Origin of the sequence: Salegentibacter lacus, assembly GCF_020164555.1 — a bacterium.
GTDB lineage: Bacteria > Bacteroidota > Bacteroidia > Flavobacteriales > Flavobacteriaceae > Salegentibacter > Salegentibacter lacus.
On the sequence record NZ_JAIQZB010000003.1, the window covers coordinates 60,674 to 85,979 of the forward strand.

At 31.7% G+C, this 25,306-nt stretch carries 26 protein-coding genes; 18 read left to right on the forward strand and 8 right to left on the reverse strand.

Going from position 1 to position 25,306, the window contains the following annotated elements; genetic code table 11:
• Positions 1-20: 20 nt before the first annotated feature.
• The gene (locus tag LB465_RS03020) at positions 21-1,055 is read right to left on the reverse strand and encodes a sensor histidine kinase (protein ID WP_224466852.1); all 1,035 of its coding nucleotides are present in this window, start codon (positions 1,053-1,055) and stop codon (positions 21-23) included.
• Complete coding sequence (locus LB465_RS03025; RefSeq protein WP_224466854.1) at positions 1,046-1,981, reverse strand: tetratricopeptide repeat protein; 936 nt, start codon at positions 1,979-1,981, stop codon at positions 1,046-1,048. Before LB465_RS03025 ends, LB465_RS03020 begins: the two co-directional genes overlap by 10 nt.
• A 353-nt stretch (positions 1,982-2,334) precedes the next feature.
• Between LB465_RS03025 and LB465_RS03030 the strand changes: the two genes are divergently transcribed.
• The 11 genes from LB465_RS03030 (at position 2,335) to LB465_RS03080 (ending at position 11,789) form a co-directional block, all read left to right on the forward strand.
• Positions 2,335-3,009 (forward strand): hypothetical protein, encoded by a 675-nt coding sequence (locus LB465_RS03030; RefSeq protein WP_224466856.1) that lies wholly within the window; start codon positions 2,335-2,337, stop codon positions 3,007-3,009.
• A gap of 233 nt (positions 3,010-3,242) precedes the next feature.
• On the forward strand, positions 3,243-3,422 hold the full coding sequence (locus LB465_RS03035; RefSeq protein ID WP_224466859.1) for a hypothetical protein: 180 nt from the start codon (positions 3,243-3,245) through the stop codon (positions 3,420-3,422).
• A 316-nt stretch (positions 3,423-3,738) separates the two neighbouring features.
• A complete protein-coding gene (locus LB465_RS03040; protein ID WP_224466861.1) occupies positions 3,739-4,074 on the forward strand; it encodes a hypothetical protein in 336 nt (111 codons plus the stop codon).
• A 155-nt stretch (positions 4,075-4,229) separates the two neighbouring features.
• Positions 4,230-5,060, forward strand: coding sequence for an alpha/beta hydrolase (locus LB465_RS03045; protein WP_224466863.1), 831 nt, complete (start codon positions 4,230-4,232; stop codon positions 5,058-5,060).
• Positions 5,061-5,219: 159 nt separating this feature from the next.
• Complete coding sequence (locus LB465_RS03050) at positions 5,220-6,644, forward strand: S41 family peptidase (RefSeq protein WP_224466865.1); 1,425 nt, start codon at positions 5,220-5,222, stop codon at positions 6,642-6,644.
• Between the two features lie 193 nt (positions 6,645-6,837).
• Entirely contained in the window at positions 6,838-7,251 is a 414-nt protein-coding gene (locus LB465_RS03055; RefSeq protein WP_224466868.1) for a hypothetical protein, read from the forward strand.
• 515 nt (positions 7,252-7,766) lie between these two features.
• A complete protein-coding gene (locus LB465_RS03060; RefSeq protein ID WP_224466870.1) occupies positions 7,767-8,534 on the forward strand; it encodes a hypothetical protein in 768 nt (255 codons plus the stop codon).
• 280 nt (positions 8,535-8,814) lie between these two features.
• Positions 8,815-9,102: a hypothetical protein gene (locus tag LB465_RS03065; protein WP_224466872.1), complete on the forward strand. Its 288-nt coding sequence runs from the start codon at positions 8,815-8,817 to the stop codon at positions 9,100-9,102.
• Between the two features lie 261 nt (positions 9,103-9,363).
• The gene (locus LB465_RS03070) at positions 9,364-9,909 is read left to right on the forward strand and encodes a porin family protein (RefSeq protein WP_224467206.1); all 546 of its coding nucleotides are present in this window, start codon (positions 9,364-9,366) and stop codon (positions 9,907-9,909) included.
• 164 nt (positions 9,910-10,073) lie between these two features.
• Entirely contained in the window at positions 10,074-10,943 is an 870-nt protein-coding gene (locus LB465_RS03075; protein WP_224466874.1) for a CPBP family intramembrane glutamic endopeptidase, read from the forward strand.
• 108 nt (positions 10,944-11,051) lie between these two features.
• Positions 11,052-11,789: a CPBP family intramembrane glutamic endopeptidase gene (locus tag LB465_RS03080; protein ID WP_224466878.1), complete on the forward strand. Its 738-nt coding sequence runs from the start codon at positions 11,052-11,054 to the stop codon at positions 11,787-11,789.
• A 79-nt stretch (positions 11,790-11,868) separates the two neighbouring features.
• Here the strand turns inward: LB465_RS03080 and LB465_RS03085 are convergent, their stop codons facing one another.
• Positions 11,869-13,404 carry a tetratricopeptide repeat-containing sensor histidine kinase gene (locus LB465_RS03085; protein WP_224466880.1) on the reverse strand — a complete coding sequence of 512 codons (1,536 nt, stop codon included), beginning with the start codon at positions 13,402-13,404 and terminating at the stop codon, positions 11,869-11,871.
• 779 nt (positions 13,405-14,183) lie between these two features.
• Here LB465_RS03085 and LB465_RS03090 point away from each other — a divergent pair.
• The 6 genes from LB465_RS03090 (at position 14,184) to LB465_RS03115 (ending at position 20,165) form a co-directional block, all read left to right on the forward strand.
• Entirely contained in the window at positions 14,184-14,825 is a 642-nt protein-coding gene (locus LB465_RS03090) for a hypothetical protein (protein WP_224466882.1), read from the forward strand.
• Positions 14,826-15,249: 424 nt separating this feature from the next.
• A complete protein-coding gene (locus tag LB465_RS03095; protein WP_224466884.1) occupies positions 15,250-15,723 on the forward strand; it encodes a hypothetical protein in 474 nt (157 codons plus the stop codon).
• A gap of 848 nt (positions 15,724-16,571) precedes the next feature.
• Complete coding sequence (locus LB465_RS03100) at positions 16,572-17,498, forward strand: hypothetical protein (RefSeq protein WP_224466887.1); 927 nt, start codon at positions 16,572-16,574, stop codon at positions 17,496-17,498.
• A 231-nt stretch (positions 17,499-17,729) separates the two neighbouring features.
• On the forward strand, positions 17,730-18,185 hold the full coding sequence (locus LB465_RS03105; protein ID WP_224466889.1) for a hypothetical protein: 456 nt from the start codon (positions 17,730-17,732) through the stop codon (positions 18,183-18,185).
• Between the two features lie 1,003 nt (positions 18,186-19,188).
• Positions 19,189-19,770: a hypothetical protein gene (locus LB465_RS03110; RefSeq protein WP_224466891.1), complete on the forward strand. Its 582-nt coding sequence runs from the start codon at positions 19,189-19,191 to the stop codon at positions 19,768-19,770.
• A complete protein-coding gene (locus LB465_RS03115) occupies positions 19,767-20,165 on the forward strand; it encodes a hypothetical protein (protein WP_224466893.1) in 399 nt (132 codons plus the stop codon). The genes LB465_RS03110 and LB465_RS03115 overlap by 4 nt, the downstream gene beginning before the upstream one ends.
• Before the next feature lie 362 nt (positions 20,166-20,527).
• Here LB465_RS03115 and LB465_RS03120 read toward each other — a convergent pair whose 3' ends face one another.
• The 3 genes from LB465_RS03120 to LB465_RS03130 form a co-directional block, all read right to left on the reverse strand.
• A complete protein-coding gene (locus tag LB465_RS03120; protein ID WP_224466895.1) occupies positions 20,528-21,148 on the reverse strand; it encodes an SOS response-associated peptidase in 621 nt (206 codons plus the stop codon).
• Between the two features lie 81 nt (positions 21,149-21,229).
• Positions 21,230-21,928 carry a LytR/AlgR family response regulator transcription factor gene (locus LB465_RS03125; protein WP_224466898.1) on the reverse strand — a complete coding sequence of 233 codons (699 nt, stop codon included), beginning with the start codon at positions 21,926-21,928 and terminating at the stop codon, positions 21,230-21,232.
• Positions 21,912-22,979 carry a sensor histidine kinase gene (locus tag LB465_RS03130; protein WP_224466900.1) on the reverse strand — a complete coding sequence of 356 codons (1,068 nt, stop codon included), beginning with the start codon at positions 22,977-22,979 and terminating at the stop codon, positions 21,912-21,914. Before LB465_RS03130 ends, LB465_RS03125 begins: the two co-directional genes overlap by 17 nt.
• A gap of 129 nt (positions 22,980-23,108) precedes the next feature.
• On the opposite strand from LB465_RS03130, the gene LB465_RS03135 reads away from it, so the two are divergent.
• Positions 23,109-23,915 (forward strand): DUF5694 domain-containing protein, encoded by an 807-nt coding sequence (locus LB465_RS03135; RefSeq protein WP_224466902.1) that lies wholly within the window; start codon positions 23,109-23,111, stop codon positions 23,913-23,915.
• 77 nt (positions 23,916-23,992) lie between these two features.
• Here LB465_RS03135 and LB465_RS03140 read toward each other — a convergent pair whose 3' ends face one another.
• Both LB465_RS03140 and LB465_RS03145 read right to left on the reverse strand, forming a co-directional pair.
• Positions 23,993-24,862 (reverse strand): helix-turn-helix transcriptional regulator, encoded by an 870-nt coding sequence (locus LB465_RS03140; RefSeq protein WP_224466904.1) that lies wholly within the window; start codon positions 24,860-24,862, stop codon positions 23,993-23,995.
• 2 nt (positions 24,863-24,864) lie between these two features.
• Positions 24,865-25,248 (reverse strand): DUF7793 family protein, encoded by a 384-nt coding sequence (locus tag LB465_RS03145; RefSeq protein ID WP_224466906.1) that lies wholly within the window; start codon positions 25,246-25,248, stop codon positions 24,865-24,867.
• Between the last annotated feature and the right edge of the window lie 58 nt (positions 25,249-25,306).

The window sequence follows — 25,306 nt, forward strand, 5'->3', positions numbered from 1 at the left end:
TATATTTTCCTTTTCAATAATTAATTAAATGGAACCGTCAATTTAATTGTAGTTCCCTTCCTATTTTCACCTAATGAACGTATAGAAATTTTTCCCTCTATTTTTTTTACCCTGGCATAAATATTATTAAGCCCTATACCATTTTTTGTCTTTTCCGGATAAAACCCTATACCATTATCTGTTATACATATTATCAATTGATCATTTAGATTATCAAATTTAATCCTTGCTTCAGTAGCTTTAGAATGTTTTTGGATATTGCTAATAGCCTCCTGAAGTATGCGATAGATATTAATTTTAATATTATTATCTATTGTATCCCAATTGATTGCCCCCTTGAAGTCGATATGAAATTTTATTTTTCCGGCATTTTGACTTTTTAAAAGTTCTTCAAGTACAGTTTCGAAATTTACATTGCCCAAAGAAGTTTTATTTAATCTATGGGAAAGCAAGCGAATTTGATCTGATATCTTTTGAATTTCCCTTATATATTTAAATCTTTCCTTCTTGCTTCTGCTATCATCTTCATCATTCAAAGAATCCAAATTTAGCCTTATACCAAAGAGTTTCCCTAAAATTCCATCGTGCAGTTCCTTGGAAATGTATTGCTTCTCTAAATCACGTCCTTCATCAAATCTTTTCTGCTGATCGATAACAAGATTATAAATCTCCTGGTTAGCCGTTTGCTTCTGTTTAATTAGCTTATTTTTTGCTCTTTGATTACCAATAATATATAGTAGGATAATTATAAGGATTATTCCTGCAGAAATGAAGCTAGTTTGTAAAATGCGATCATTTAATCGTTTAGTTTCAGAAATATATCCCTCGGTTTCGAATCGTATTCTGGCAAATTTATTTCTAACAGCTCTTTCTCTTTTTTGGAGGCTGTCATTAATTTTTATATACTCTTGAGAAAAACCTAAGGCACTGTCCTTTACTGTATTTGAGAGAAATTTTAAAGATGAAAGATAATCTTGAGTGTTTTGAGTTTTTAAAGCAAATTCTTTAGTCGCTAAGGCATAATTAATAGCAGTCACAGAATCTTTTATCTCCAAAAAATATTCAGCAGGTGCAGCTGATTGATTGTAATCCCGCCATTAATATTCAATTTTTTTCGTATTTCTAAGGCTTCTATAAAGTCCTTATGTATTCCTAGCGTATCTTTGGTCTTCAAATTTACATAAGCTTTATTATCTAAAATCATCGCATATAGCTCTGGATCTGAAGTTTTTAAATTTTCCTTATAATTCATTGCCCTTTCAAAATAGGATAAAGCTTCATTATAACGTTTACTTTCTTGGTGAACTACACCTAAATTATTCCAAATAGAAGGATATAAATATTCTCGACCTGACATATACAAATAATCAAGCGCAATGTTATAATTCTCTATGGCCTTATCATTCTCCTGCAATTCATTAAAAATTATTCCTAAATTATTATAAGCTGAATATAATTGTTTATATTTTTTTAGAGGTTTTAATAGAGTTATTGCTTTTATGGTAGTAACCTCACTTCCTGTATAATCCTTAACATTTTTTTGAACAAGAGCCATGTTCAGTAACAACCTGGCTGAATTGAAGTCATCTCCTAAATTTTGATATATCCTTTGGGCATTAGTATAATAAAAATAGGCACTGTCTTTAGTTGAGGATTGATAAAAATTACCCAAATCCCAATATGTAGCTGCTACTCTGGCAGAGTCCTTTATTTTAAAGAAAATATTCCTAGCTTCTAAATTAGAATGAAGAAATTTGAGTGAATCCCTGATTTTTAAATATTGGTAAGATATTTCCAGTAAATTCTCATTCTTTAGGCTATCGTTTTCTATGGTAGAGATACTGGCGTAAGCACTGTCTAAAAAGTGCTTTTTTTGAGTTTTGTTTAAGGTAGTATCAGAAAATATTTCATCTAAGCTAGGTTTTGAATTTTTATGATCTACTTGATTATTATTCTTACAGGAAGCAAGTGATAGTAGCAAAACAAAAAGTAGTAAAAAGCTATATAGCGTTCGCAAATGGGAATAAATTTAAGCTAAGTTCATTAAGTGCATTCTATATAAAGCTATCTGATCAATGTTTTAAAGGGTTAACTAATGCTAAACTACTATCAGACCGCAAAAACTCACGTTAAAATTATAAAGGTTAAACTTAATAAAATTTTTATCATTCCTCCCACAATTAAATTGTGGTTTTACCACGTAAATAATGTGGGAAAATTTTATTGCTAAAAGATTTTTAAAATTAAATTCGTTAAAAATTTAACACAGCTCTATAAAAACTATTCAGACTTTACTTTAAGCTCGAATAAAAAAACCTAACTCAATCATCAATTATGAAAAAATTACTTATCATCATCTTTTTTAGCGTACCATTTTTAGCTTTTTCCCAAACAATTGAAACCAGAAAGGGTCAATTGTTTTTTAAAATAGGTACAGAATACAGAATCACACCATTACCTTATGATGCAGGAGAAAGTGATCCAAATATTGGTCTCACAAATGTTGGTATTCAAAATTCTGGGCTTGCTATTAATTATAGTTTAGATTATTTTATAACCAAAAATTTGACCTTAGGGTTTACAAATTCCTTTCGCTATGATTTATTACTATATAACAACGAAGTTTCCTTTGATAGTCCTGAAAATAATGAAGGATCTACACAAGTAGAAAAAACTCTAATAACCGATTTTCATTTTTATCTTAATTACCATTTTCAAATTTTCAAGAATTCCGAAATCTTCATAAGAGCAGGAAAATCACTTGCCAATAGAGGTACAGATTACGGTACAAAAAATTCGTTTTTTGACCAGGAAGGGAATCTCGTATCAAAAAGTATCAGTCAAAATAATTTCCATTTCCAACCTGAAAATTTCGGTCTAGGATATAAAAAAGATAAAGTGGAGGTAATGGCCGGGGTACTGACAACAACAGTGACAGAATACTTTTTGACCAACGAGCGATTCACAATTCCATATTTAAAGTTAAGTTATAATTTGGGAAAATTATAAAAATATAAACTGGTGAAATAGCCTTATAATTTTCTAGAGTCGTTTTCCCAATCATCAAAAAAGAACTGACTTTAAAGCCGATAAAGTCCAGTGGCTAACAAAATATAAAAACAATGCTTAATCGAAAAATCGTGCTCGCTTGCATAGCGGACAATCACGCTCGCCAGCTCGCACAGTTTTTATACGGGACCTTACCAACAATAGCTCCTAATTAAAACTAAAACAAAATTTGAATGAAAATTAATAAAGTAGGATTCTATATTTTAAATGTGATTTTATTATCTGCAATAATAATCGGACAATATGAATGGATTGAACCAAGGACTGTAATTTCCATTTTAATAATAGCCGCGTTTATAATATCCGCATCATTGACTTATGGGGTAACAAAAAAAACGAAAAGAAATGAATAAAGTTCGGATAATAGGGTTAGTTATGCTTCTTTTCGGCTTAGCAGCAAATTTTTTAATGGAAATGAATGGATTTTGGATTGGAATATTGATAGGACTTGGAATCGGACTTCTGGTGACAGGAAAAGTCAAAAAAGTTTGGTGACCGACTTGAACAATTTAAACGTTTCGTGCTTACTTTGTCGTGTCGCTAAAGTTGGTAACAATATATAAAAACAAAGATGCTCAAACCTGTCTCAAGTCGAAAGTCCGTGCTCGCCAGCTCTCACTGTTTTTATACGAGATGTTGTAGCCAATATTTTAAAACAAAAATAATCAAATGAAAAAATTCGCATATAGTTTTCCGATTTTAGAAGATAAAATTGACCAGTGGTTAAATTTTTCTGAAGAAATAAATACCACAAAAAGTGAGGAATTTAGTGCAATGCATAAACGAATTGGAGTAAGAAAAGAAAGTTGGTTTTTACAAAAATCAGCTGACGGTCATTCTGTTGTGGTCTATACTGAGGCGGACAGCGAAAACTTTTTAATTAATTTTAAAAATGACCAATCAGACTTTTCTTCTTGGTTTAGAAAAGAAGTTTCAGCATTGCAGGATATCGACTTAAACAATAACACCCAAATGCCGATGAAAGTTTTGGACTGGGAAGAATAATACAGGCTACAACAGTATATAAAAACAACACTTATCCTGTCTTGAATCGAAAGTCCGTGCTCGCTTGCTCAGCGGATTGTCCTGCGGACAATCACGCTCGCCAGATCGCACAGTTTTTATACGAGACGTTGTAGTGCATTAAAAAAAACGAATAAATGAAAAAAATATCTTTAATTTTCTTATCAATCATTATCCTTTCCTGTAGCAGCTCGACTCCGTTAAAAGAAAAAAAGATTATAGAATTTCAAAAAACGTCTGAATTACAATTCTTTCAGTCTAAGAACCTTGATCATAATATTCCTTATAAAGTAATATTACCAGAAAAATTTCAATCAAACAAAGACAGTTTAAGCCTTTTAGTTCTTTTAGATGGTGATGATTATTCAGGAATTGCACAAGATGTGACTTCTCTTTATGAATTCGGTGATAAAATTTATCCGACCGTTATTCTTTCGCTTCCCAGTACAAAGGAAAGTAGATGGGCCTATTATACACCTACAAATGATACAACGAATGTAGAAGAAAGCTTTGAAGATTTGTATTCGAGAACTGGAAAATTTCCTCAATTTGCCGATTTTTTAGGCAACGAATTAATTCCTTCAATTGAAAAGGAGTTAGAAATTAAATTTAAACAAAAGACAATTTTCGGTCATTCACTCGGTGGTTTAGGAGTTCTGTCTTTTGCAGTCATACGACCTGAGTTGTTTCAAAATTATATTTCAGCAAGTCCGAGCACAATGTATGACCAACATTTTATTTTCAAAACTATTGAGGAAAAAGGAAGTTTGCAATTTGATTCTATGTTTCTAACAGCTGGATTAAATGATGGGAATGGATATCGTGAAAATGTAGAATGGTTAAAACAGTATTTGGATAACCATAAATTGGACAACCAAAATGTGGGAAGTAAAATTTACGAAAATGAAAGCCACGCGACTTCGGGTTTGAAAACACTAATCGACGGACTGGAATTCATTGGAAAATAAAACGCACAACAAAAACATATAAAACAATTCTTAATTTGGTCTTGAGTCGAAACTCCGTGCTCGCTTGCAACGCTTGATTTTCCGCAGAAAATCAAGCTTACCATCACACAGTTTTTATACGGGACGTTGGAATTAAGATTAAAAAATCAAAAAGTAAAAATGAAAATATTTCTTTTAGCATTCTCGTTACTTAATTTCCAATTGGCGTTCACGCAAACAGTTGCAAATGATTCAATAAATGGAATTTGGAAAATGAACGGTTATGGAAAAATAATTGAGATTACGAAAAGTGAAGTAAACACCTTTGACATCACTAAAATTTCTTGCATTTTAAATTCCGAAATTCAGAGAAATCAAATTGGCCAATTAGGGAAATTTAAAGTTATTAATGAAGATACTTTAAACCTGAAACTTGGTATAACAAACTATTACTTGCATAGAATTAAGGAGCTACCCAAGAATAAAATAATTAATGATTCCATTAAAGCAAAAAATTTAAAACTCAATTTCGATGTTTTTTGGCACACATTAAATGAGAACTATGCGTTTTTTAAGGAAAGGAATTTAGATTGGCAGCATATTTATGAGGCTTATGGCCCCCAGGCGGATACAATAAAAAACGAACAAGAGCTTTATGAAATTTTTCGACAGATAACTGACCATTTGAATGATGATCATACGTCTGTTATACCAACGGAAGATATAAGAATAGAATACGAAAAAAAATCGGATTCTCTTGAAGAGAGCAATTCAAGCACAAATCTTTCAATTGCTGAATTAGAGGATAAGATTTTATACCAATATGTCGAAAACCCTAGTAGATATGGCAAAAGTTTACATGGAAATGGGCTTATCAACTATGGTATAGCTTCAAACAACATAGGATATATTCAACTTAATAATATGCTATTCTTTGCAAATTATAAGGTTTCAGATTCTTTATCAGGATATGATTATTTATTTGCTTATTTAAAAGAATCAAGAAAAAATCCAAACTATCAAGAAGATGAAATAAAAGGAATAAAGCGTATTATGGATACAATTGTAAATAAATTTAAAAATACAGATGCAATAATTTTAGATTTACGTTTCAATTACGGAGGTTACGATGTAGTTTCTTTAGAGGTTTTAAAACATTTTATTGATTCGAAATCAAAAGTATTCAGTAAAAAAGCTAAAACTAGAACGGGTTTTACAAAACCCCAATCCTTTTATATTAGTCCAACAGAAGAAACTTACAATAAACCAGTATTTTTCCTGACAAGCCACCAGACTTCAAGTGCACCAGAGTCTTTAACAATGGCTTCTATGCCCTTTGAAAATATTACAATCATAGGTTCCAGGACAATGGGAATTACATCAGATGTATTAGAAAAAAAGCTGCCAAATGGATGGGACCTATATTTATCTAATGAGATCCAAGTAAATTATAAAGGTAATTGTTACGAAGGGGTTGGTGTTCCACCAGATATAGAGATAAATTATCCCGTGGATGAAAATTTGTTTATTGAAGATTTGGCATTAAAATTAAAAAATGGCGACGAGGCTATTGAGAAGGTATTTCATTTAATGAGAACTGAATAATAATATTATCAAAATAGTTGAAAAAATTATTGGTTTAACACTTAATCTATAATACATTATAACTTTTGTTGACTCTGATTTTCTTTCCGAAAATCTGCTCACACAAGGCAAACTTTCTTTAGATAAATATTTTAATTTATTGATTGTGAAAACTATAAAAAAAATAAATATGAAAAATTACTGATGCGTTTATTTGACTATTTTATCTATTGGTTTTGTGTCGTGCAGTAACGACGATTCATTAATTGATGATGAGCAAAAATTAAAATCTTACGAATTAATTTCCATAAAATGGAAGTTAAATGATACTGATGGACAAAGTATTGTAGAAAAAAATATTTCGGAGTTTCATTTTATAAATGATTCTGATACAATTCTGTCTGTGGTTATTGAACCACTTAAGGATTTAAAGGGGATGTCATCATTCACCTTTAATGACTCTTTAAGTTCTACAGATCTAAATTACTCTGAAGTGGAGGTGTCTATTCCAAAAGAATTAAACTTGTTATCTGAGCGTTGCACAAAACCCGGGTGGAGGAGTCAAAGCACCATTCATAAAAGAAGAATCATCCTTTGCTTTTTCACTATAACGCAAAGATTCCATTAATCTTAAAAAAAAGAAGCCAACTGACTTCAATTTATACCGTGTTTTTAAGAAAGAATAAAGCTAGTTTTTTAGCGACATTTTGGGAAACTACTAGTGGTGAAACTTTAGAACTGGAAGGTAAATGGACAGGTCTGGTTTTTAGTAATTTCGAAGAGAAATCTCTAATAGAGGAGATCGAAATCACATTAAATTAATTTTCTTATAAATCAACATCAGAAAATCAGAGAAAAAAATATAAAATTAAAATTGGATTGAAATTACGGAATACCAATCTTCAAAATAACAATTTTTTTGGAAACGCTGATTTGAAGTTTTAACAAGGTGAGGGGGCAAGTTACAGAGGGGATTAGAGAATGGAAAATATGTAAACAATGCTAAACCAGTCTCAAATCAAAAATTCGTGCTCGTTTGCATAGCGGATTGTCCTGCGAACAATCAAGCTCGGCCGCTTGCATTGTTTTTATATAGCACTTGCACTATGTTTTACGAACTTTAAAACTGAATTATAAGGACTAATGAATAAATTCATCTTAACTCTAGGTTTTTTACTTCTGTATTCAACCGTTTATTCGCAAGAGAAAATCATACTCGAGGGAAGGATAATCGCTGACTCACTTGAAAATTCTAGGATTAACATATTAAATATCACAAAGAATATTGGTACGACTAATTCTGATCTAGGAGAATTTAAAATCGAAGTACAGGAAGATGATATCCTTTTATTTTCATCTGTTCAATATGAAAGAGTCCAAATAAAAATTTCGAAAAAAAATATTATCCAGAAATTCCTAAAAGTAATATTAACAAAAAAGGTGATAGATTTAAATGAAGTTATGCTTAGCAAAATTGGCCTTACAGGAAATTTATCTGGAGATATAGAAAATATTAAAACTTACGATTATTACGAAGGTATACCTCTTTCAAAAATACCTAGATTAACCAGTTTAGGCAGACAACTTTACACAGCAAGAGATGGAGATATTGATCCCCTCCTGAATATGATCATAGGAAGAATGCAAATGTTAGAGAAAGCTAATGAAAATGAGCAGTTGACTTTTGATGTTCAGGAAGGAATTGATGCCATTGAACCTTCAGTCTTTATTCTTGAGTTTCAAATACCTGAAGAAGAAATCATCAACTTCGTTTATTATTGTGCAACAAGTCCCATTTACAGAAAACTAATTGAAAATGATAGTTATTTAGAGCTCATAGAATTCTTCAGAGAAAAGGCTCCTGACTATAAGAAGCTTAGAGAAATAAAACAAGCTGCCAGCAATGAATAAACAAATTGGAAGATACCTTTCAAAAATTCTATTTTTAGCTATCATCAGGTTGACAACTTTATATTTCAATTTCTATCACCCCTTATCAGCTAATGCATTAGCCAGTCACTAGCTAATTCAATAATCAACCAAATTCTTTGCTTTGTAAATTAAAATTGTGGTTTTACCACGCTAACAATGTGGTAAAATTTTATTGTTAATGAATCACTAGTATTAACTTCGCTAATTATTTGAAACAACCAACAAAGAATTCTATAAACTAAACGTTTAAACAATTAAAATGAAAAAAATTTTATCCTTTTTGATTATTTTGTTATGCTTAGCATCGTGTAGTGAAAAGCCTGAACCCATTGCCGAGGCTCAAAATACTGTAGACAAGATTTTCGTTGCAAATAAAAAGTTGGGTAAAAATCAAATGACAGAGTCGGACTATAACAAAGTGGCTGTACCACTGCACAAAAAATTAGATTCTTTGAAATTGTTGCTAAATCCCGATGAAAGACAACAACTTGAAAACTATGCTGAAAAACGGTTTGGTGAAATTTTCCAAACAGGAATAAAAAATTAGAAACCTTCAGCCTCCAAGATAATACGGTCAAAATACGCTAACCTTAATTAATTCTAACTTAATGATTTATTGGGCGTGCGTGCTCAATGCTTAAGCTGATTGTGCTTTGCTATTCCCTTCTGTACACAATAAAGCTCACCAAATCGAACAGTATTTATGCGATAAGTAACCACGATTTAAGATTCTCAAAATGTATTCTAAATTTAACTAATCATAAACAATTCTAAAATAAAAAATCTATTTTTAATTTTTTTACTTATTATTTTTACAGGCACTACAGTTAAAGCACAGGAGTCTGTTCTTTATGGCTTTAAGGCTGGGGTTAATTTCACTAATATGAAATCGGATAATTTTTCTGAAAGTAATACTATGACAGGACTTAATTTAGGTCTTTTAGCCGAAATTCCTTTAACAAATAGATTTTCGCTTCAACCCGAAGTTTTATATTCTACTAATGGCACAGATGCGGACATTATTCAGTATGGAGGTGGTCCTATATCGAGAGAATACGTCCTTGAATATATAAAGGTTCCAGTTTTGGCTAAATTATTCCTTACAGAATCCCTTTCTCTTGAAGCAGGACCATCATTTAATTTTTTAGTAAATGGAAAAATAGATGGGGAAGAAGAGGAGTATGGAAGCAGTTTCGAACTTGGGGGAGCATTGGGAGCATCTTACAAATTTGGAGGAGGTTTTTTTGGAAGTGTTAGATATATGCAGGGGTTAACTGATGCTTTTGTCCGCGAGAATTATGAATATAATATATACAACTATGGATTCCAATTAGGAGTTGGAATGATGTTTTAAATTTTATGTGGAGAAAATACGGTGGACAACACACTATAAACAATGCTTAAACCAGTCTCAGATCGAAAGTCCGATCTAGCTTTTAGAGCAAATTTGATTGCAAACAATCAAACTCTTTAAATCGCACTATTTTTGAGGACGGGAGGCTGGGATTAATTTTTATTATGAGTGAACAATTCAAGATTGCAGGATGGGTGAGAATCTTATCTATTATAATTCCCTATTTACTTGTTGTAGGTATATTTCAATTAATCGGGGCTGCCTTAGTAGATTTCGATTATGGAAATCTAAATGTTAGTAAAACTTCGGAACAAAAATTAATAATTCAATTCTTTTCCTTTTTAGGGACAAGTCTTGTCGTATTTATTTTCGTAAAATACATAGATAAAGAAAAGATCATTGATATAGGTTTTCAAACCAGGAATAGAATTAATGAATTCTGGACCGGTTTACTTGTAGGCTTTGTTATCATGCTTCTCGCATTTGGATTGTTAGAAATAATAGATGAAATACAATTTCAAGAAATCATATTTAAGCCAAAGGAGATCATATTATCGATACTATTATTCATATTAGTATCCTTTACGGAAGAAATTTTACTTCGAGGTTATGTACTAAGAAATCTAATGTATTCCTTTAATAAATATATCGCACTCATTATATCTGCCATTCTTTTTTCTTTAATGCATGCCTGGAACCCAAACATTGATACAATAGGCTTCTCTAATATTTTTTTAGCAGGAATTTTATTAGGTATTACCTATATACACACAAAGAACCTTTGGTTCCCAATTGCACTTCATTTTAGTTGGAATTTTTTTCAAACCATCTTTGGATTTAATGTAAGTGGACAGAACACATATTCTGCTATTAAATTCAGTATGGATGAAAATACGCTCTTAAATGGTGGTTCATTCGGATTTGAAGGTTCTATATTATCCTTAATTGCAATCATAATTACAATCGTTGCAATAACAAAGCACTATAGAAGCAAAAAATTAATCCCGAAAAGGATATATAAAACAAATGTCTAAACCTGTCTCAATCAAAAGCCTTTGTTAGCTCGCACCAGTCAATTATTTTTGCCAGCTCACACTGTTTTTATAAGGAAATTCTAAACAATTAGAATACATTAAATTTAGATGGTATTTGTAGGTATTATTAATGTACTATTTTTTATTGCCTTTACAATAATTGGTATTATTTATTCTATAAAGCATAGAACAAGGTTTGTTGAATTGACCAACTTTCAAATCAATAAAAAAACTTTGCTAGGTTTTTCTATTATGGGTATAGTAGGAGCTGCAATAATGTTTCTTATTTTCTTAACGAACAATTACCTCGGGTTTATTCAAATAGAATCGACTAATGAATGGTTTTCAAGTGTTAAGCAGATTCCAAAAGATTTTATTAGTGCATTTGTTCAAGAATTTCTTTTTCGAGTAGCAGTTTTTATAGCATTAATTTATCTTACAGGAAATAAATTAATTACATTGATTTTAAGTTCTATTGTTTTTTGTTTTGTGCATGCTCCAACAGACTTAATTAGTGTTATAAGTTATTTTACAGCGGGAATAATGTATGGATTGACTTTCTTAAAGTTTAAATCTATATGGGCCGCTACTGGATTACATTTTACCTGGAATTACTTTCAAGGAGCAATTTTTGGTTTCCCGGTTAGCAAAGGAATTTCAACCGGACTTTTTAATCTTGAGATTGATGATAATTGGATTTGGAATGGTGGAGAAATAGGTCCCGAAGGCAGTGTTTTTGGAGTCTTATGTAGAATTATGATTATCATCATAATATTTTTGTTGTCAAAAAAATATGAAATCAAGCAATCAGTGAATTTCTTGGACATAAAGAAAAGGGAATGGTAAGTCCAAAACATATTTCAAGGATATATTATCAGTACTTAAACTGTCTCAATTGGAAATTTCTAAACTTCCCATGCAGCAATTAATTTAGAGGAACCATCAATCTTAATATGGTTCCCTTCCGATTTTCGTTTAATGAACTTATAGAAAATTTACCCTTTATTTTTTTAAGACGGGCATACATATTATTAAGGCCTATACCATTTTTGGTGTTCTCTGGATAAAACCCTATACCATCATCTGCTATTGAAATTATCAATTGATCACTTAAATTATCAAATATAATCCTGACTTCCGCAGCTTTAGAATGTTTATGGATATTGCTAATAGCCTCTTGAAGAACGCGGTATAAGTTAATTTTAATATTATTATCCATTGTATTCCAATGAATAGACCCGTTAAAGTCAATATGAAATTTTATTCTTCCGGCATTTTGACTTTTTACAAGTTCTTCAAGTACCGTTTCAAAATTAACTTTGCTTAAGGTAGTTTTATTCAATCTATGGGAAAGCAAACGAATTTGATCTGATATTTTTTGAATTTCCCTTATATATTTAAATCTTTCCCTCTTGCTTTCGCTATCATCTTGTTCGTTAAGGGAGTCCAAGTTCAGTCTAATACCAAAGAGTTTCCCTAAAACTCCATCGTGTAATTCTCTGGAAATGTATTGTTTCTCTAAATCACGTCCTTCTTCAAATCTTTTCTGCTGATCTATAACCAGATTGTAAATCTCCTGGTTTGCCGTTTGTTTTTGTTTGATAAGCTTATTTTTCCCTCTTTGATTGCTAATAATGTATAATAGAAAAATTATAAGAATTACTCCCCCAGAAATGAAGCTAGTTTGTAAAATACGGTCATTTAATCGCTTAGTTTCAGAAATATATTCGTCAGTCTCAAACCGGATTCTAGCAAATTTATTCCTAATAGCTCTTTCATCTTTTTGCAGGCTATCATTAATCTTTATGTATTCCTGCGAATAAGCTAAGGCACTATCTTTAACAGTATTAGATAGGAATTTCAATGAAGATAAATAATCTCTGATGTTTTGAGTTTTTAAAGATAGTTCTTTAGTGGCAAGTGCATAATTAATAGCAGTCACAGAATCTTTTTTCTCCAAAAAATATTCAGCCAGGTGCAGTTGATTTATTGTAATTCCGGACTTTTTATTTAATTGTTTTCTTATTTCTAAAGCTTCCAAAAAGTCCTTATGTATTCCTGTCGTATCCTTAGAAAGTAATTTAACGTAAGCACTGTTATCTAATATCATTGCATACAACCTGGGATCAGTTGTTTTAATATTTTTGTTATGATTCATCGCTTTTTCAAAATAAAACAAGGCATCTTTATACCGCGCACTTCTCTGGTATGCTACACCTATATTATTCCATAAAGAAGGATATGATTCTTCGTCTCCTGACTTTTTTAAATAATAGAAGGCAGTTTTAAAATATTTTAAGGCCTTGTCATACTGCTCCAATTCGTTGAATACTATTCCTAGATTATTATATGCTCTGTATAGCTGCCCGTATTCATTTAAAGGTTTCAATAAACGTATAGCATTAGTTGCCAATACCTCACTACCAGTATAATCTTTAACATTTTTCTGGATGATAGCCATGTTCAGAAACAAATTAGCAGAATTTAATTCATCCCCTAAATTTTCATATATTCTCTGAGCACTATTATAGTAATAGTAGGCGCTGTCTTCCTTATTATAATTGTGATAGAAATGTGCTAAATCCCAGTATGTAGCAGCTATACCTACAGAATCCTCTACCTTAATCGAAAATTTCCTTGATTCCTTATTAGAACGAAGAAATTTAAGGGAATCATTGATTTTTAAATATTGGTAAGATATTTCCAGTAAATTCTCATTCTTCAGACTGTTATTTTGTATCGTAGAGATACTGGCATAAGCACTGTCTAAAAAATGCTTCTTTTGAGTTTTGTTTATGGTAGTATTAGAAAATATTTTATCTAAAGTAGGTTTTGCATTTTTCTGATCTAATTGATTATTATCCCTACAGGAAGCAAGTGATAGTAACAAAACTAAGAGTATTAAAGAGCTGTATAGCGTTCGCAAATGGGAATTAAATTAAGCAAAGTTCATTTTGTGCACTCATTTTAAAGCATTCTGATCAATGTTTTAAGGGATTAAATTATGCTAAACTACTTTCAGATCGTAAAAATTTATAGAGGTTAAACATAATAAAATTTTAATTATTCCCCTTGCAATTAAAATGTGGTTTTACCACGTAATTAATGTGGGAAAATTTTATTTCTAATAGAGTTTTAAAATTAAATTCGTTAAAAATTTAACACAGCTCTAAAAAACTATTTAGAGTTTACTTTATGGGAAGCTTGAATAAATTTTATGACCACAACCGAATTTTTATTATGAGAGAACATTACAGTCTGAAAAAAATCATCGCACTTTTCCTTTTTATCACCAGCATATCCTTTGCTCAGGAACAAACTCCCAAAAATCCAGTTAGTATTATTGGTGAATTTGGAATTAACAAGCACGGAACAGGAGATATGTCGGGATATTTATACGGTCTTAGAGTACATAAACCAATCTCAAAAAAATTCGAAATAATTGCTTCATTCGAGGCAAACTTAAATGACGGTGAAGATTCTCCGTTTATTTGGGAAGACCCTAACGGGAATATTTACGATAGCACCCTTCATGATGTACTGGCAGGTTTTCAACTAAATGCCGGTATAGGCTTTAATTTCATAAACTCAAAGCGTAGTAAGTTCGGAGTTAACCCAAGTATTTTTGGAAGGTACCAGACGAACTCTGTGTTTTCAGAGAGTAGCATTGATTACCCTATTATAACAGGCATGCCATTCCCTATACGTTATTTAATAAGGCATGAGCCGGGTAGGACCTATGCAGTAGGTGGAAGTATTCGATTATACTATCACTATAAAATTAATGATAGATTTTTGCTCGGAATAAATCCTGGACTTCAGACGGATTCTCAGGGAGATACAATGCTTTTTACAAGCCTTTCATTTGGGATATTCTTGTAATTTAAAAAGGAGTATTTGGAAAAATCCCCATGCAGTCTAGCACTTTTTCAAAAAGGGACGTTTTGAACTTTTACAAAAGAGAAATAAAATTTAAGATTATATAATTAAATTATAGCTAAATGAAGAAAAAACATCTCAAAGTTTTTAATGTAATTGCAATAATCTCATTAGTTATTTTACTCTTAATTATCTTTGATTATGCACTAGAACAAGCAATCTACGGTTGGAATAATCCTATTTAGTTTATTTAAAAATGAAGGAAAATTAGGGTATTAGCTGCAATTTAAATCCTCAAATAACAAATCCTTTAGATTTGTAAGGAGATATATAAAAGAAATAAATGTCCTGGTGCATTTATTACTACGTTGTAAACAAAAGCTAAAAACTATTCTGTCAATAATTTAAAATATCATCACTAAATAAAATGAAAAAAACCTTTTTAAGTTTAGCTCTATTTTTAGTTTCTACTTATGCTTTTAGTTGCACTTGTGGACAATCGCTAAGCTCAAATTTTCTAAACCAAGTAAAGAAATTTGATGCTATAGTTGAGGGAAAATTTTATCGAGATCCTGTTACCTTAAGAGGGTATATAATCACTAATGAGGTATACAAAGGAAAAATTTCAAATGATACAATTAGAATATACGAAGGAGGAACAGATTGTACGGAAGTGTTTGATGAAGACCTCTACGAAACTTATATAATAGGTTTATATAAAGTTCCAGATAGTAATATTTCGGATTATTATTTAGCTCCATCTTGTGTAACTTCAGTACTTACAGTTAAAGATGAGGTTGTACTTGCGGATCATAATCTTCATATAAAACCTAAAATAAGTTTTTTTAGGTCCAGGATGAAAAGAGATAGATTAGTAAAAAAAATATTGAATAGATTATAAAGAGGGATAATCCCTAGAAAATCGAACCGACTTTTAAAGAACAGTTTGTGTTATCGCTCCAGTTTACAACAACATATAAAAACAATGCTTAAACCTGTCTCGAACCGAAACTCCCTGCTCGCTTGCTACGCTGGATTGTCCTGCGGACAATCACGCTCGACAGCTCGTACAGTTTTTACACGAGACGTTGTGAGTCATTGAGGAACACAAAAAGACCAATCGGTAATTTTTTAATTTTTTGTCAGCCTCAGGCAGCGCTCTTTTTTTTAAAATGAAAATTAATGTAAGAGCAATCTTAAAAAGTTAACATACAGTAAAGGAACAAATTATGAATGTCAAGAATCAAAAAGTGAAAAAATTTAATCTAACTCCAGAGTTAATTATAAAAATAATATTCGTGATTATTTTTATAATTATTATTAGTGATTGGGAAAATTTCAAACGTGGTCTTTTCGGATGGTAATACCTGAAAAGGTTTATGTAAAAAATCCAATTCAACAGAGTGAAAACACTTAAACCCTTAATTCATGGATGGCAGAATCCAATGTTGCTTTATTAAAGAATACTGACTTTTGACCAGAGTCGATCAGGAATATAACCTCCCAAAAAGGGCATTTTTGGAACCTCTTTGCAGTGGACTTTTAAATACAACGGCTCACAATAACGTATAAAAACAATGCTTAATTTAGTCTCGAATCGAAATTTCGTGTCCGTTTGCTCAGCGGATTGTCCTGCGGACAATCACGCTCGCCGGCTCGCACTGTATTTATACGGGAAGTTACTGGCAAGGTAAGACCAACTCAACGAATAAAATGAAAATAAGGGCTTAACTGACAACATACTTAACAATGAAAAATAATTATAAATTACTATTACTTGTATTAATATTAATTTACAGCTGTAATTCTGACGATATTGAAGAAGAAATTATTACGGAGGAACCAATAAACAATAAGATAGAATTAAAAATTAATGGGCAACCTTCTCCCAATAGGATTAGAGGTTTGTCTGCATCTGTTTGTTGCTCCAAAGCATTAAATATAAGCTTCGATAATTTAGTTGATACAGAAAACGGTAATTACTACGGTGGTACAGGAATGTATTTAGAACTGGACACTAATGGTAATTTACTCTCATTATGGTATCAGAGCTATGGTCCAAGGAAGGAATATTATAGTCCGTTTTTTGATCCAACTTCAAAATTGAATGTTACTGGCTTTGAATTTATAGAAAATGAAATATTAAAAGTTAATGTTAGTGGAAAAATATTTAGAGAGTCGTATAACTTTTTCGACGCACCAGAAGCCGTCACAATTGATGCTGAAATTGAAATAAAAGATTTCCATACGTGTAATTGTAATTCATACTTAAGCAACATTTCAAATTTTAATGATTTTATTTTTGATGGTTTAGCAAGGAGACAACAACCAAATGACATAAGTTATTACGCAAATACTAATAATGGTTATCAATTAGAATTTTTAAACTTTAATGAAACCTTTAAGAACATTCCTTTAGGCGTTTATGTTTTTGATGAAAATTCGACTTCACATCGAATAGATTTTAGAAAATTTATTGGTGTTCCAAGAGCATTTCAAAATTCAATAGTTCCAGAAGAATGGTTACAATATGAAACCTCTGGAAGTTTTGAAATCATTGAAAAAGTACAAATAGGAGGTGAATTGGTAACAAAGATTAAATTCAATTTAATTGCAAAAGAAAACAACGAAGTGGTTTTTGAGATTAATAATGCAATATTGCAAACCCAAATGTAAAGCTAAAAAATCAGCCATAAACAACGTATATTAATTATAGTCAGGTAGTTGTTTAATCGAGGTTAAGGCATATTTACAAGTTCGCCAAATTTTTTAATCTGGCTTTTTGCGAAAATAAGATAAAAAGAAAATTAAAAAATTTGGCTCGTGCTTAACCAAAAAGTAATCGCCATTTTATACACTACGAGCCATAAACGAGACGTTAGCGGTCAGCTGGTAAAAAAGAATATAATGTATATAATTGAATTAAAGGAGAGACAAGATATATCAACCCACAAAAGCTTGAAGTATGCTTATTCTCAATTTGACATACTTCTAAAAGATTTAAGAAAAAAAGAATTACCAGAAGATATCATCCAATCTATCAATCAAAATGTTAAAGAAATAAACTCTTCAACTGAGACGGATAAAAACTTAATGAAGCTACTCAATAAAGAACAAACGCAAATTCTTAGATTGGTTAGAAAAGAACTCCGATTAATTCCAAAAAATCATTACACATTTCTATGGATGGCACTAGGGATTGCAGTTTTCGGATTGCCTACAGGCATAATCTATGGAAAAATAAGTGGTAATATGGGATTATTGTCTCTTGGTTTACCTATCGGACTAGGTATTGGGATTATGGTAGGAATGTGGTTAGATAGCAAGGTTAAAAAGGAAGGTAGGCAAATTAATGCTGACTAAATTAAGTAAATCAAGATAATTAAGCCGAACCGCTAACACTATATCCTATGAAAAGCAAAAATATGTTTATTATTCTACTGATAATTTTATCGGTAGTTATGATTTTCGAATTTGGAGAAAGAGCTGGGCAGTTTTTTCATTACCTTTTTAACTAAAGAAAACTTGGCACAACAGTATATAAAAACAATGCTTAATTCAGTCTCAAATCCAAACTCTGGGCTCACTTGCTCAGCGGATTATCCTACGGACAATCTCGCTCGCTCACACAGTTTTTATATGGGACGTTGTGAGACATCAAATAAAATGAAATTATAAGATTAGTTCAAATGAAAAATAAGAATAAAATTATTGTTAGTGCCTTAATTTTGGTACTTGCTATGGTGGTAATATTAGCATATAATGATGGAAGAAGTGATAAGGAAAACGTAACCGAATCCGTAGAAAATCGGAAATAATTTTTTTATCATATAGTTCGCACACCTACAAATGGATATCTGACAAATACTATGTAACCGGGACGGTATGAGTCATCAGAAACGGATTGCAATCAGCAGATTTTAGTTTACCGGCAACTTTTCACTTGGATTTCTAGTTGCATTTATTTTTAATGTAATTCCTAATTAGGAAGAAATTGTTAACTCTATCATAGAAGGGTATACTCACGGACAACAATTTTCCAGGCACATTTTAAACAAGGGCTTTTTGGGGATTAAGCGCCTAGTAGATCATCAGACCTGGCGATTGCTCTACTCATAAGGACTAGGGTTTAAAATCCCATTTCAAGAACACCAGCCGCGTATTATTAATAAACAACGATCTCACACAAGGAATAAAAACAACGCGTAAAACAGCCTCTAATCGAAATATTGCACTCGTTTGCAACGCAAGATTGTCCTAGGGTCGACCAAGCTCGCCAACTCATTCTCTTTTTAAATTGAAATATTCTATTCGATTAGACGCAACCATTTGGGCGAAAGTGCATCTACAATATAAAGCCTTTAGTATGAAAAAAATATTAATTCTTATCTCATTTCTCGGAATTATATATTCCTGCTCTAAAAACGTTGATTCGGAAATAGACAACCAGGAATTTGTACCTCAAGAAGTAGGGGTTGGGATTAAAAGTGGTACGGATATCAAAGAGATTTTCCACTTTATTAATAAATTTGATCATAAGGTTGATAACATCAATTCACTAAGCTTCAAATCAAACTTGCCATCAGACAGTCTACAGCATGTTTTAGATTTTCTTAATGAGAAAACATATACAAACGATGGATTAAATTGGTTTGTGACAGGTTACCTACATAACCAAACCAATGATATAACAATTTTTCCCAGGCTCTTTGAAATGGATAAAGTAGAATTTCAGAATGACTGGCTTATGTCTATGGAAGAACTGGAATTAAGTGAGAAACATAATATTGAATTGAATAGTGGTGTCATCCGTTTTTATGTGCCAAAAGGAAAAGAGCTGGTATGGAAAAATAGATTTGAAGATTATAGTATTGTTGAATGGTCAGAACTGAATTACATAGCTGATATTGAACCTTTAGACCAAAATCTTGAAAATAAACCCTTATGAAAATAAAATTTACCAAGTTAATTATTCTAGTAACCTTATTTATCTCATTTAGTTGTAGTACTGACGACAAAATAAAAGAAGGTGATTTACTTAACGGTTCCTGGAACTTGAGTGCGTTATACGGACAAATACCGGGAAGTGAGGAATTCTCTCCGGGAGAAGTAGTATGGACCTTTAGCGAAGAAAGTAACGAGTTGATTGTTGTTAATAATATAGAACAACGTCTATCAAGCCTGGAAAGCGGAACGTACAGTTATGAAGTTTTAGAAAACGGAGAATCTCAGATTTTGTACGTTCAAGAGGAAAAAATTGGAAGTATCAAACTACAAAGTAACCTCCTACAGATTGATACTGGGCAAGCATCAGATGGAGTGCTTATCGAATTTCAAAGGTAAAGGTTCTCTCCTAAGGTTTTTACCTAGGGTAAATAACAAAGTCAAAAACAAAAAAATTTTAAAACATTGCTAAAGTCAGTCTTAATTCTAATACGGTTCTTTCCAGTTTGCTCTGTTTTATGCGGAACGTTATAGCGAATCTCAAAAACCTTATTTTATTAATTCTAACTACTTTTCTGTAACCCTGTTCGGATTCGAATCAAGCCAGGGATTAGGATGATAACAACAATTATCTTAAAAGGCTGTACAGTCCTAAATTTTAATTTGATAAATTTAGCGAGAGCTAAATATTAAAATAACAAGTGAGGTTCGTAAAGAATACAGGAATGAGATATTTAAGTTGAAGAAAATCTCTTTAAATATTATAAAACTTCTGAAGCTATTAATGGCACTTCATAGGGAAAAGCAAAATTAGAAACTTCAGTCCCCGAGAGCCAGTTAGACTGATCTTCTTTTTTTAAAACTACTGGCATTCTTTTTTTATTATTGTGAATCTCACTCATAAGTTCATTAGCCTCTGTTGTTATAATTGAATATGAATTGATAAGTTCATTAGTTTGTGGATTTGTCCAGGAAGAATAGATTCCTGCAAAAGTAAATATCTTTTGGTCTTTGGGATTAATCAAAAATTTTTGTTTTTCTTTTCCTTTGGAATCTTTCCATTGCCATTCGTAATATCCATCAGCAATGATTAAACAACGGTTATCCACTGAATTTCTAAATGCAGGTTTTTCCTTTACAGTTTCAATTTTAGAATTGAGTGTCATTTTTTTAATCTTATCATCTTTAGCCCAAAAAGGAATAAGTCCCCAATTAAACATTTGAATTTCTCCCTGATTCTCGTTGGTGATGACTGGTGTTTTAGAAAAAGTAAAGGCGTTAATCTCTTGCTGTGGTTTATATAAATCCGGTTCAATGAAACTGGCGTCAAGACTGCGCTCTATTTCGCTAAGTTTTGAATTCAGTTTTGTTCGGTAGCACATAATTCAGGTTTTAAGTGAATTTACAAAAAATGCTAGAATGCTTTAATTTAATTTTAATCAAAGAAAAGCATAGGGGAAGGTTTACTGGCCAAACATCGCTTTGATCGATTTTCGATATGTCTCTCCAATAGGCAATCTTAAGTTGTCAGCTATCCATATTCTATTACCTTCTATTACTTTGATTCTTTTGAGTGGAATAATGTAGGACCTATGTATTCTGAGAAATTCATCTGTAGTCAATTTCATAATGATATCCTTCATATTCTCATACACGATGATTTTATCATCAATAGTATGTATTCTGATATAATCTTTCAGGCCTTCGATATATAGTATCTCCTCTGGATTTATCCGATAGACCTTTCTATCAGCCTTAATAAAAATATCTTTACTTTTAGAATCAGTTTCAAAAGATTCCTGCCACCCCAAAAATTTCTCGACACTTTCATAAAATTTTTGAAAGGAAATAGGTTTGACTAGAAAATCAATTACTTTATACTTAAATGCGTCGAGCGCATATTCCTGATATGCAGAGGTTATGATAAAATTATGGGCGGAACCATTACTCATCTGCATAAGTTCCATTCCGCTCAGTTCCGGCATTTGTAAGTCTATAAACACCAAAGTACTTGGATTTCCTTTAAGTAGCTCAAGCACTTTATACACATCTCCACCTGCATATATTACCTCTAAAAATGATATTTTTTCGGCATAATCCTTTAGTAAACGTACCGCAAAAGGCTCATCATCTAGGATAATAGTTTTAATGGGGTTTTCCATTTAGTTTTATTTTTAACTGGGCATTAAAGGTTTGTTCTTTCTGGTTAAAAGTTAAAGAATGGGTATTAGGGTAATGTATTTCTAAGTTTTTCTTCAAATTATCCAGACCTATTCCACCTAGCTTATCCTTTTTCTTTGTATCAATTTTATTACTTATTTTAAAGCTAAGCGTATTGTCTGATTGCTTCAAACTAATGAGAATAGGATTGTCAGGGTCATTTTTGCCATGCTTCAGAGCATTTTCTACCAGTGGGCTAAGTAGAAACGGTGGTATGTGAGCAGCGGGGTTTTCGATAGCAATTTTAAAATTGACGGTATTTTCATCCTCCTGCCTTAATTGGTCGAGCTCAATATAGGATTTTATATAATTGACTTCCTCTTCAAGGGCTATTTTCTCTTTGATCGTTTCATAGGTAGTGTAGCGCATAAGTTCTCCCAATTTTTCAATGGCTGGTAAAGCTTTCTCCGATTTGAAGTAAACAAGGGAGTAGATATTGTTGAGGGTATTGAACATAAAATGGGGATTAAGTTGAGCCTTAAGAAATTTTATTTCTGTTGCTTTTTTCTCCTCCTCAATATTTTTATTATGTTCTAGTAATCGAATATTGAATACAATAATCCAAAAAATAGAGCTTATAATAAGTGGAAAACTGCCATAGTAAAGATTGTCATAAATATAATACAGCCACGAAGTACCTTCAAAGTAATTTCCGTTACCAATAAAACCTGCTATCAAAATTTCTTCAATCAGGTACCTAAAGGATATAAAGAAACCTAACACAGTTGCTATTCCTATCAATACCCTAATCCAATTCAGATGCTCAAAGACTTTAGGTATGACCAAAATATAATTGAAATAGAATGTTGCTATAATGACCAAACCTCCGGAAAGCGCAAAAACTTCTGGATCACTAATTGTAAAAAAGTAAGGATTTCTTAAATCAAATTGAATAAGCTCGAAATAAATAAATAGTAAACCTAATAAGCAATGAAAAAGAAACTCCTTCCTCTTTGTTAATGTGAAAGTGTAGGTATTGGAAAATTTACTCATATGGTAAAACTAAAACATTCTTAGGTTTAGCACTATTGGGTTTGTCGAAAACTAGCAGGGGTTTGTAGAAAAAAGTGTAGCAAATGGGGAATAAAAATGATTTTTGAGGAAACTATAAAACAAATTAGAATGAAAACGACATTAGTGCTTATGATGCTTTTAAGCATCAAATTACAAGCCCAGGAGTTAAAAGGACCAGTAAAATTTAAAAATACAGTAAAGGTTTTGAATATGGGTACTTTTCATATGGGATATACTCCCGATGCATCTACTACAGAATTTGATGAACACGATCAACGAAATATTGATAAAGTTCACGAAGTGGCCGAAGCTATTGCAGAATTTAGACCTACCGTTATCCTTGTAGAGCAAGTTCCAGAAAAAAATGCAGAAGTACAGGAAAGTTATCAAGAATATACGCAAAATCCTGAAATGAAGTTTAAAAACCCTTCAGAACTTGAACTACTGGCTTTCGAAGTTGGTCGTTTGGCAGGTTCTGAAAGAATCTATGGAATAGATTATAGAGAAGGCTATAATTATAGAATTGCGGAGAAAATTAATAACAGCTATGGAATTGAAACCTATAAAAAATATTTTGCAGTTCTGGATTCATTACAAAAAGAATATCCAGAGGAAGATATGTCAGTCTTAGAAAAATTACAAATGAGTAACAATCCTAACTATAAAGATATGCTTCTCAATATAAATGCGGATATGCTTACCCATATCTCAACTGAGGGTAATGCAGAGGGAGCAGATGAAGCTTCAAAGTTGTACCATCGGAACCTGGTCATGTATTCTAATTTAAACCAAATAGAATTAAATAAAGATGATCGGGTTTTTATTTTGATGGGAGCAAGCCATACAGCCTTCTTTGATATGTGGTTAGAAAGAAGTCCTAAATATGAACTAATAGACACCAGTAAATACTTGTAATAATTAAATTTCCAACTAATTAGAGATGTGCTAGGGAGCTATTTCATTTTCTATGATAAATTGATAATACTTTGAGTTTATCTTGCATCAGAAGGATTTACTCCATAGTGTTTTTTAAAGGCTCGAGAAAAATGAGAAAGACTTTTAAATCCGCATTGTTGAGCTACGATATTGAGCTTAGTATCAGTATCCAAAACCAGCTCTCTAGCTCTTTCTAACCTCTTTTCCCTGTGAAATTCTGCGATTGTTTTTCCGTGGATTACCTTAAACCCCCTTTTCAATAGGGTGGCATTAGTATTTAACTCATCTGCAATTTGTGGTATTGGTTTTAGAGGAGAATCCAGATTATCCATTAAATAATGGTAAAGGCTTTCAATAAGCTTTTTATTTTTTGAAAGGTTAAATTGTCTTTTAGGATTTTGAGCTTTAATAAATAGCTTTTCTCTAGTCCATTCATCTTTAGCTATTGTCTTGACTGCTGACAGAATAAAAATATCATCCTGGTTTTTTTCAAAATGAGTAATTCTAGTATTCATTAGTAAAAATAAATTTTCCTTAAGTCTAAAATTTAAGTTGAAGGATCGGTTAAACTTTTTTGAGACTATAGCTTCTTTAACAATAGTAATTGAAGCATTATCAAGAATAAAATTCAGATTACGTAAGTGGTCTCCTTGAAAAAGTGTCGTAGAACCTGAATTATAGTCGAGGATTTGGAGTTTCTTATCAACTAGAAGTATAATATGATTGAGGTAGTTAAATTCATTTTCCGGGGAATGGGCTGGAATACTTTCTTTTAGGACACCGGCTAACATATTTAATAAAACACTGATAGTAGAGAGTTTATTATTTAGGTTACTGACTTTAATGCGTTTATCATAATCTCCATTTGCCAACGCAGTGATCAGGCGAGTGATTTGATCGAATTGTTTATCATCTGGAAAGTACATAGCTACCTTTTTATGGGATGTTTTGCTAAAAAATCAAGTGCCTTTAATCTATTTTCAAATACTCTGGTGGGGACATTGGGAATACTGGTGGAAAGATAAAATTGAGCGGTAGATGTGGAATGGGGGTAGTTTACAAGCAAGGCTACTGCTGTAGCTTGAATGGATCCTTCTTTTGCTAAGTAATCCATAGCATCTTTATCTGCCTGGATGACATTACGCAAATCACAAAGAATGGGATATTCTTTTTCGTTTTGAATGGATAATCTAAGTTTTAAGAGTTGTTTTGCTCGGGGCAGGTTCAGGGTTTCTATTGGAGCATAAATAAAGTGTAGGATATCTTTTTCAATCCAAACTTCCGCAAATTTATTTTGTGCCCTTTTATTCAATGTAATAAGCTTTGCTATCGAATGTTGTAATTTAATGATTTCTACTTTATTAAATAAT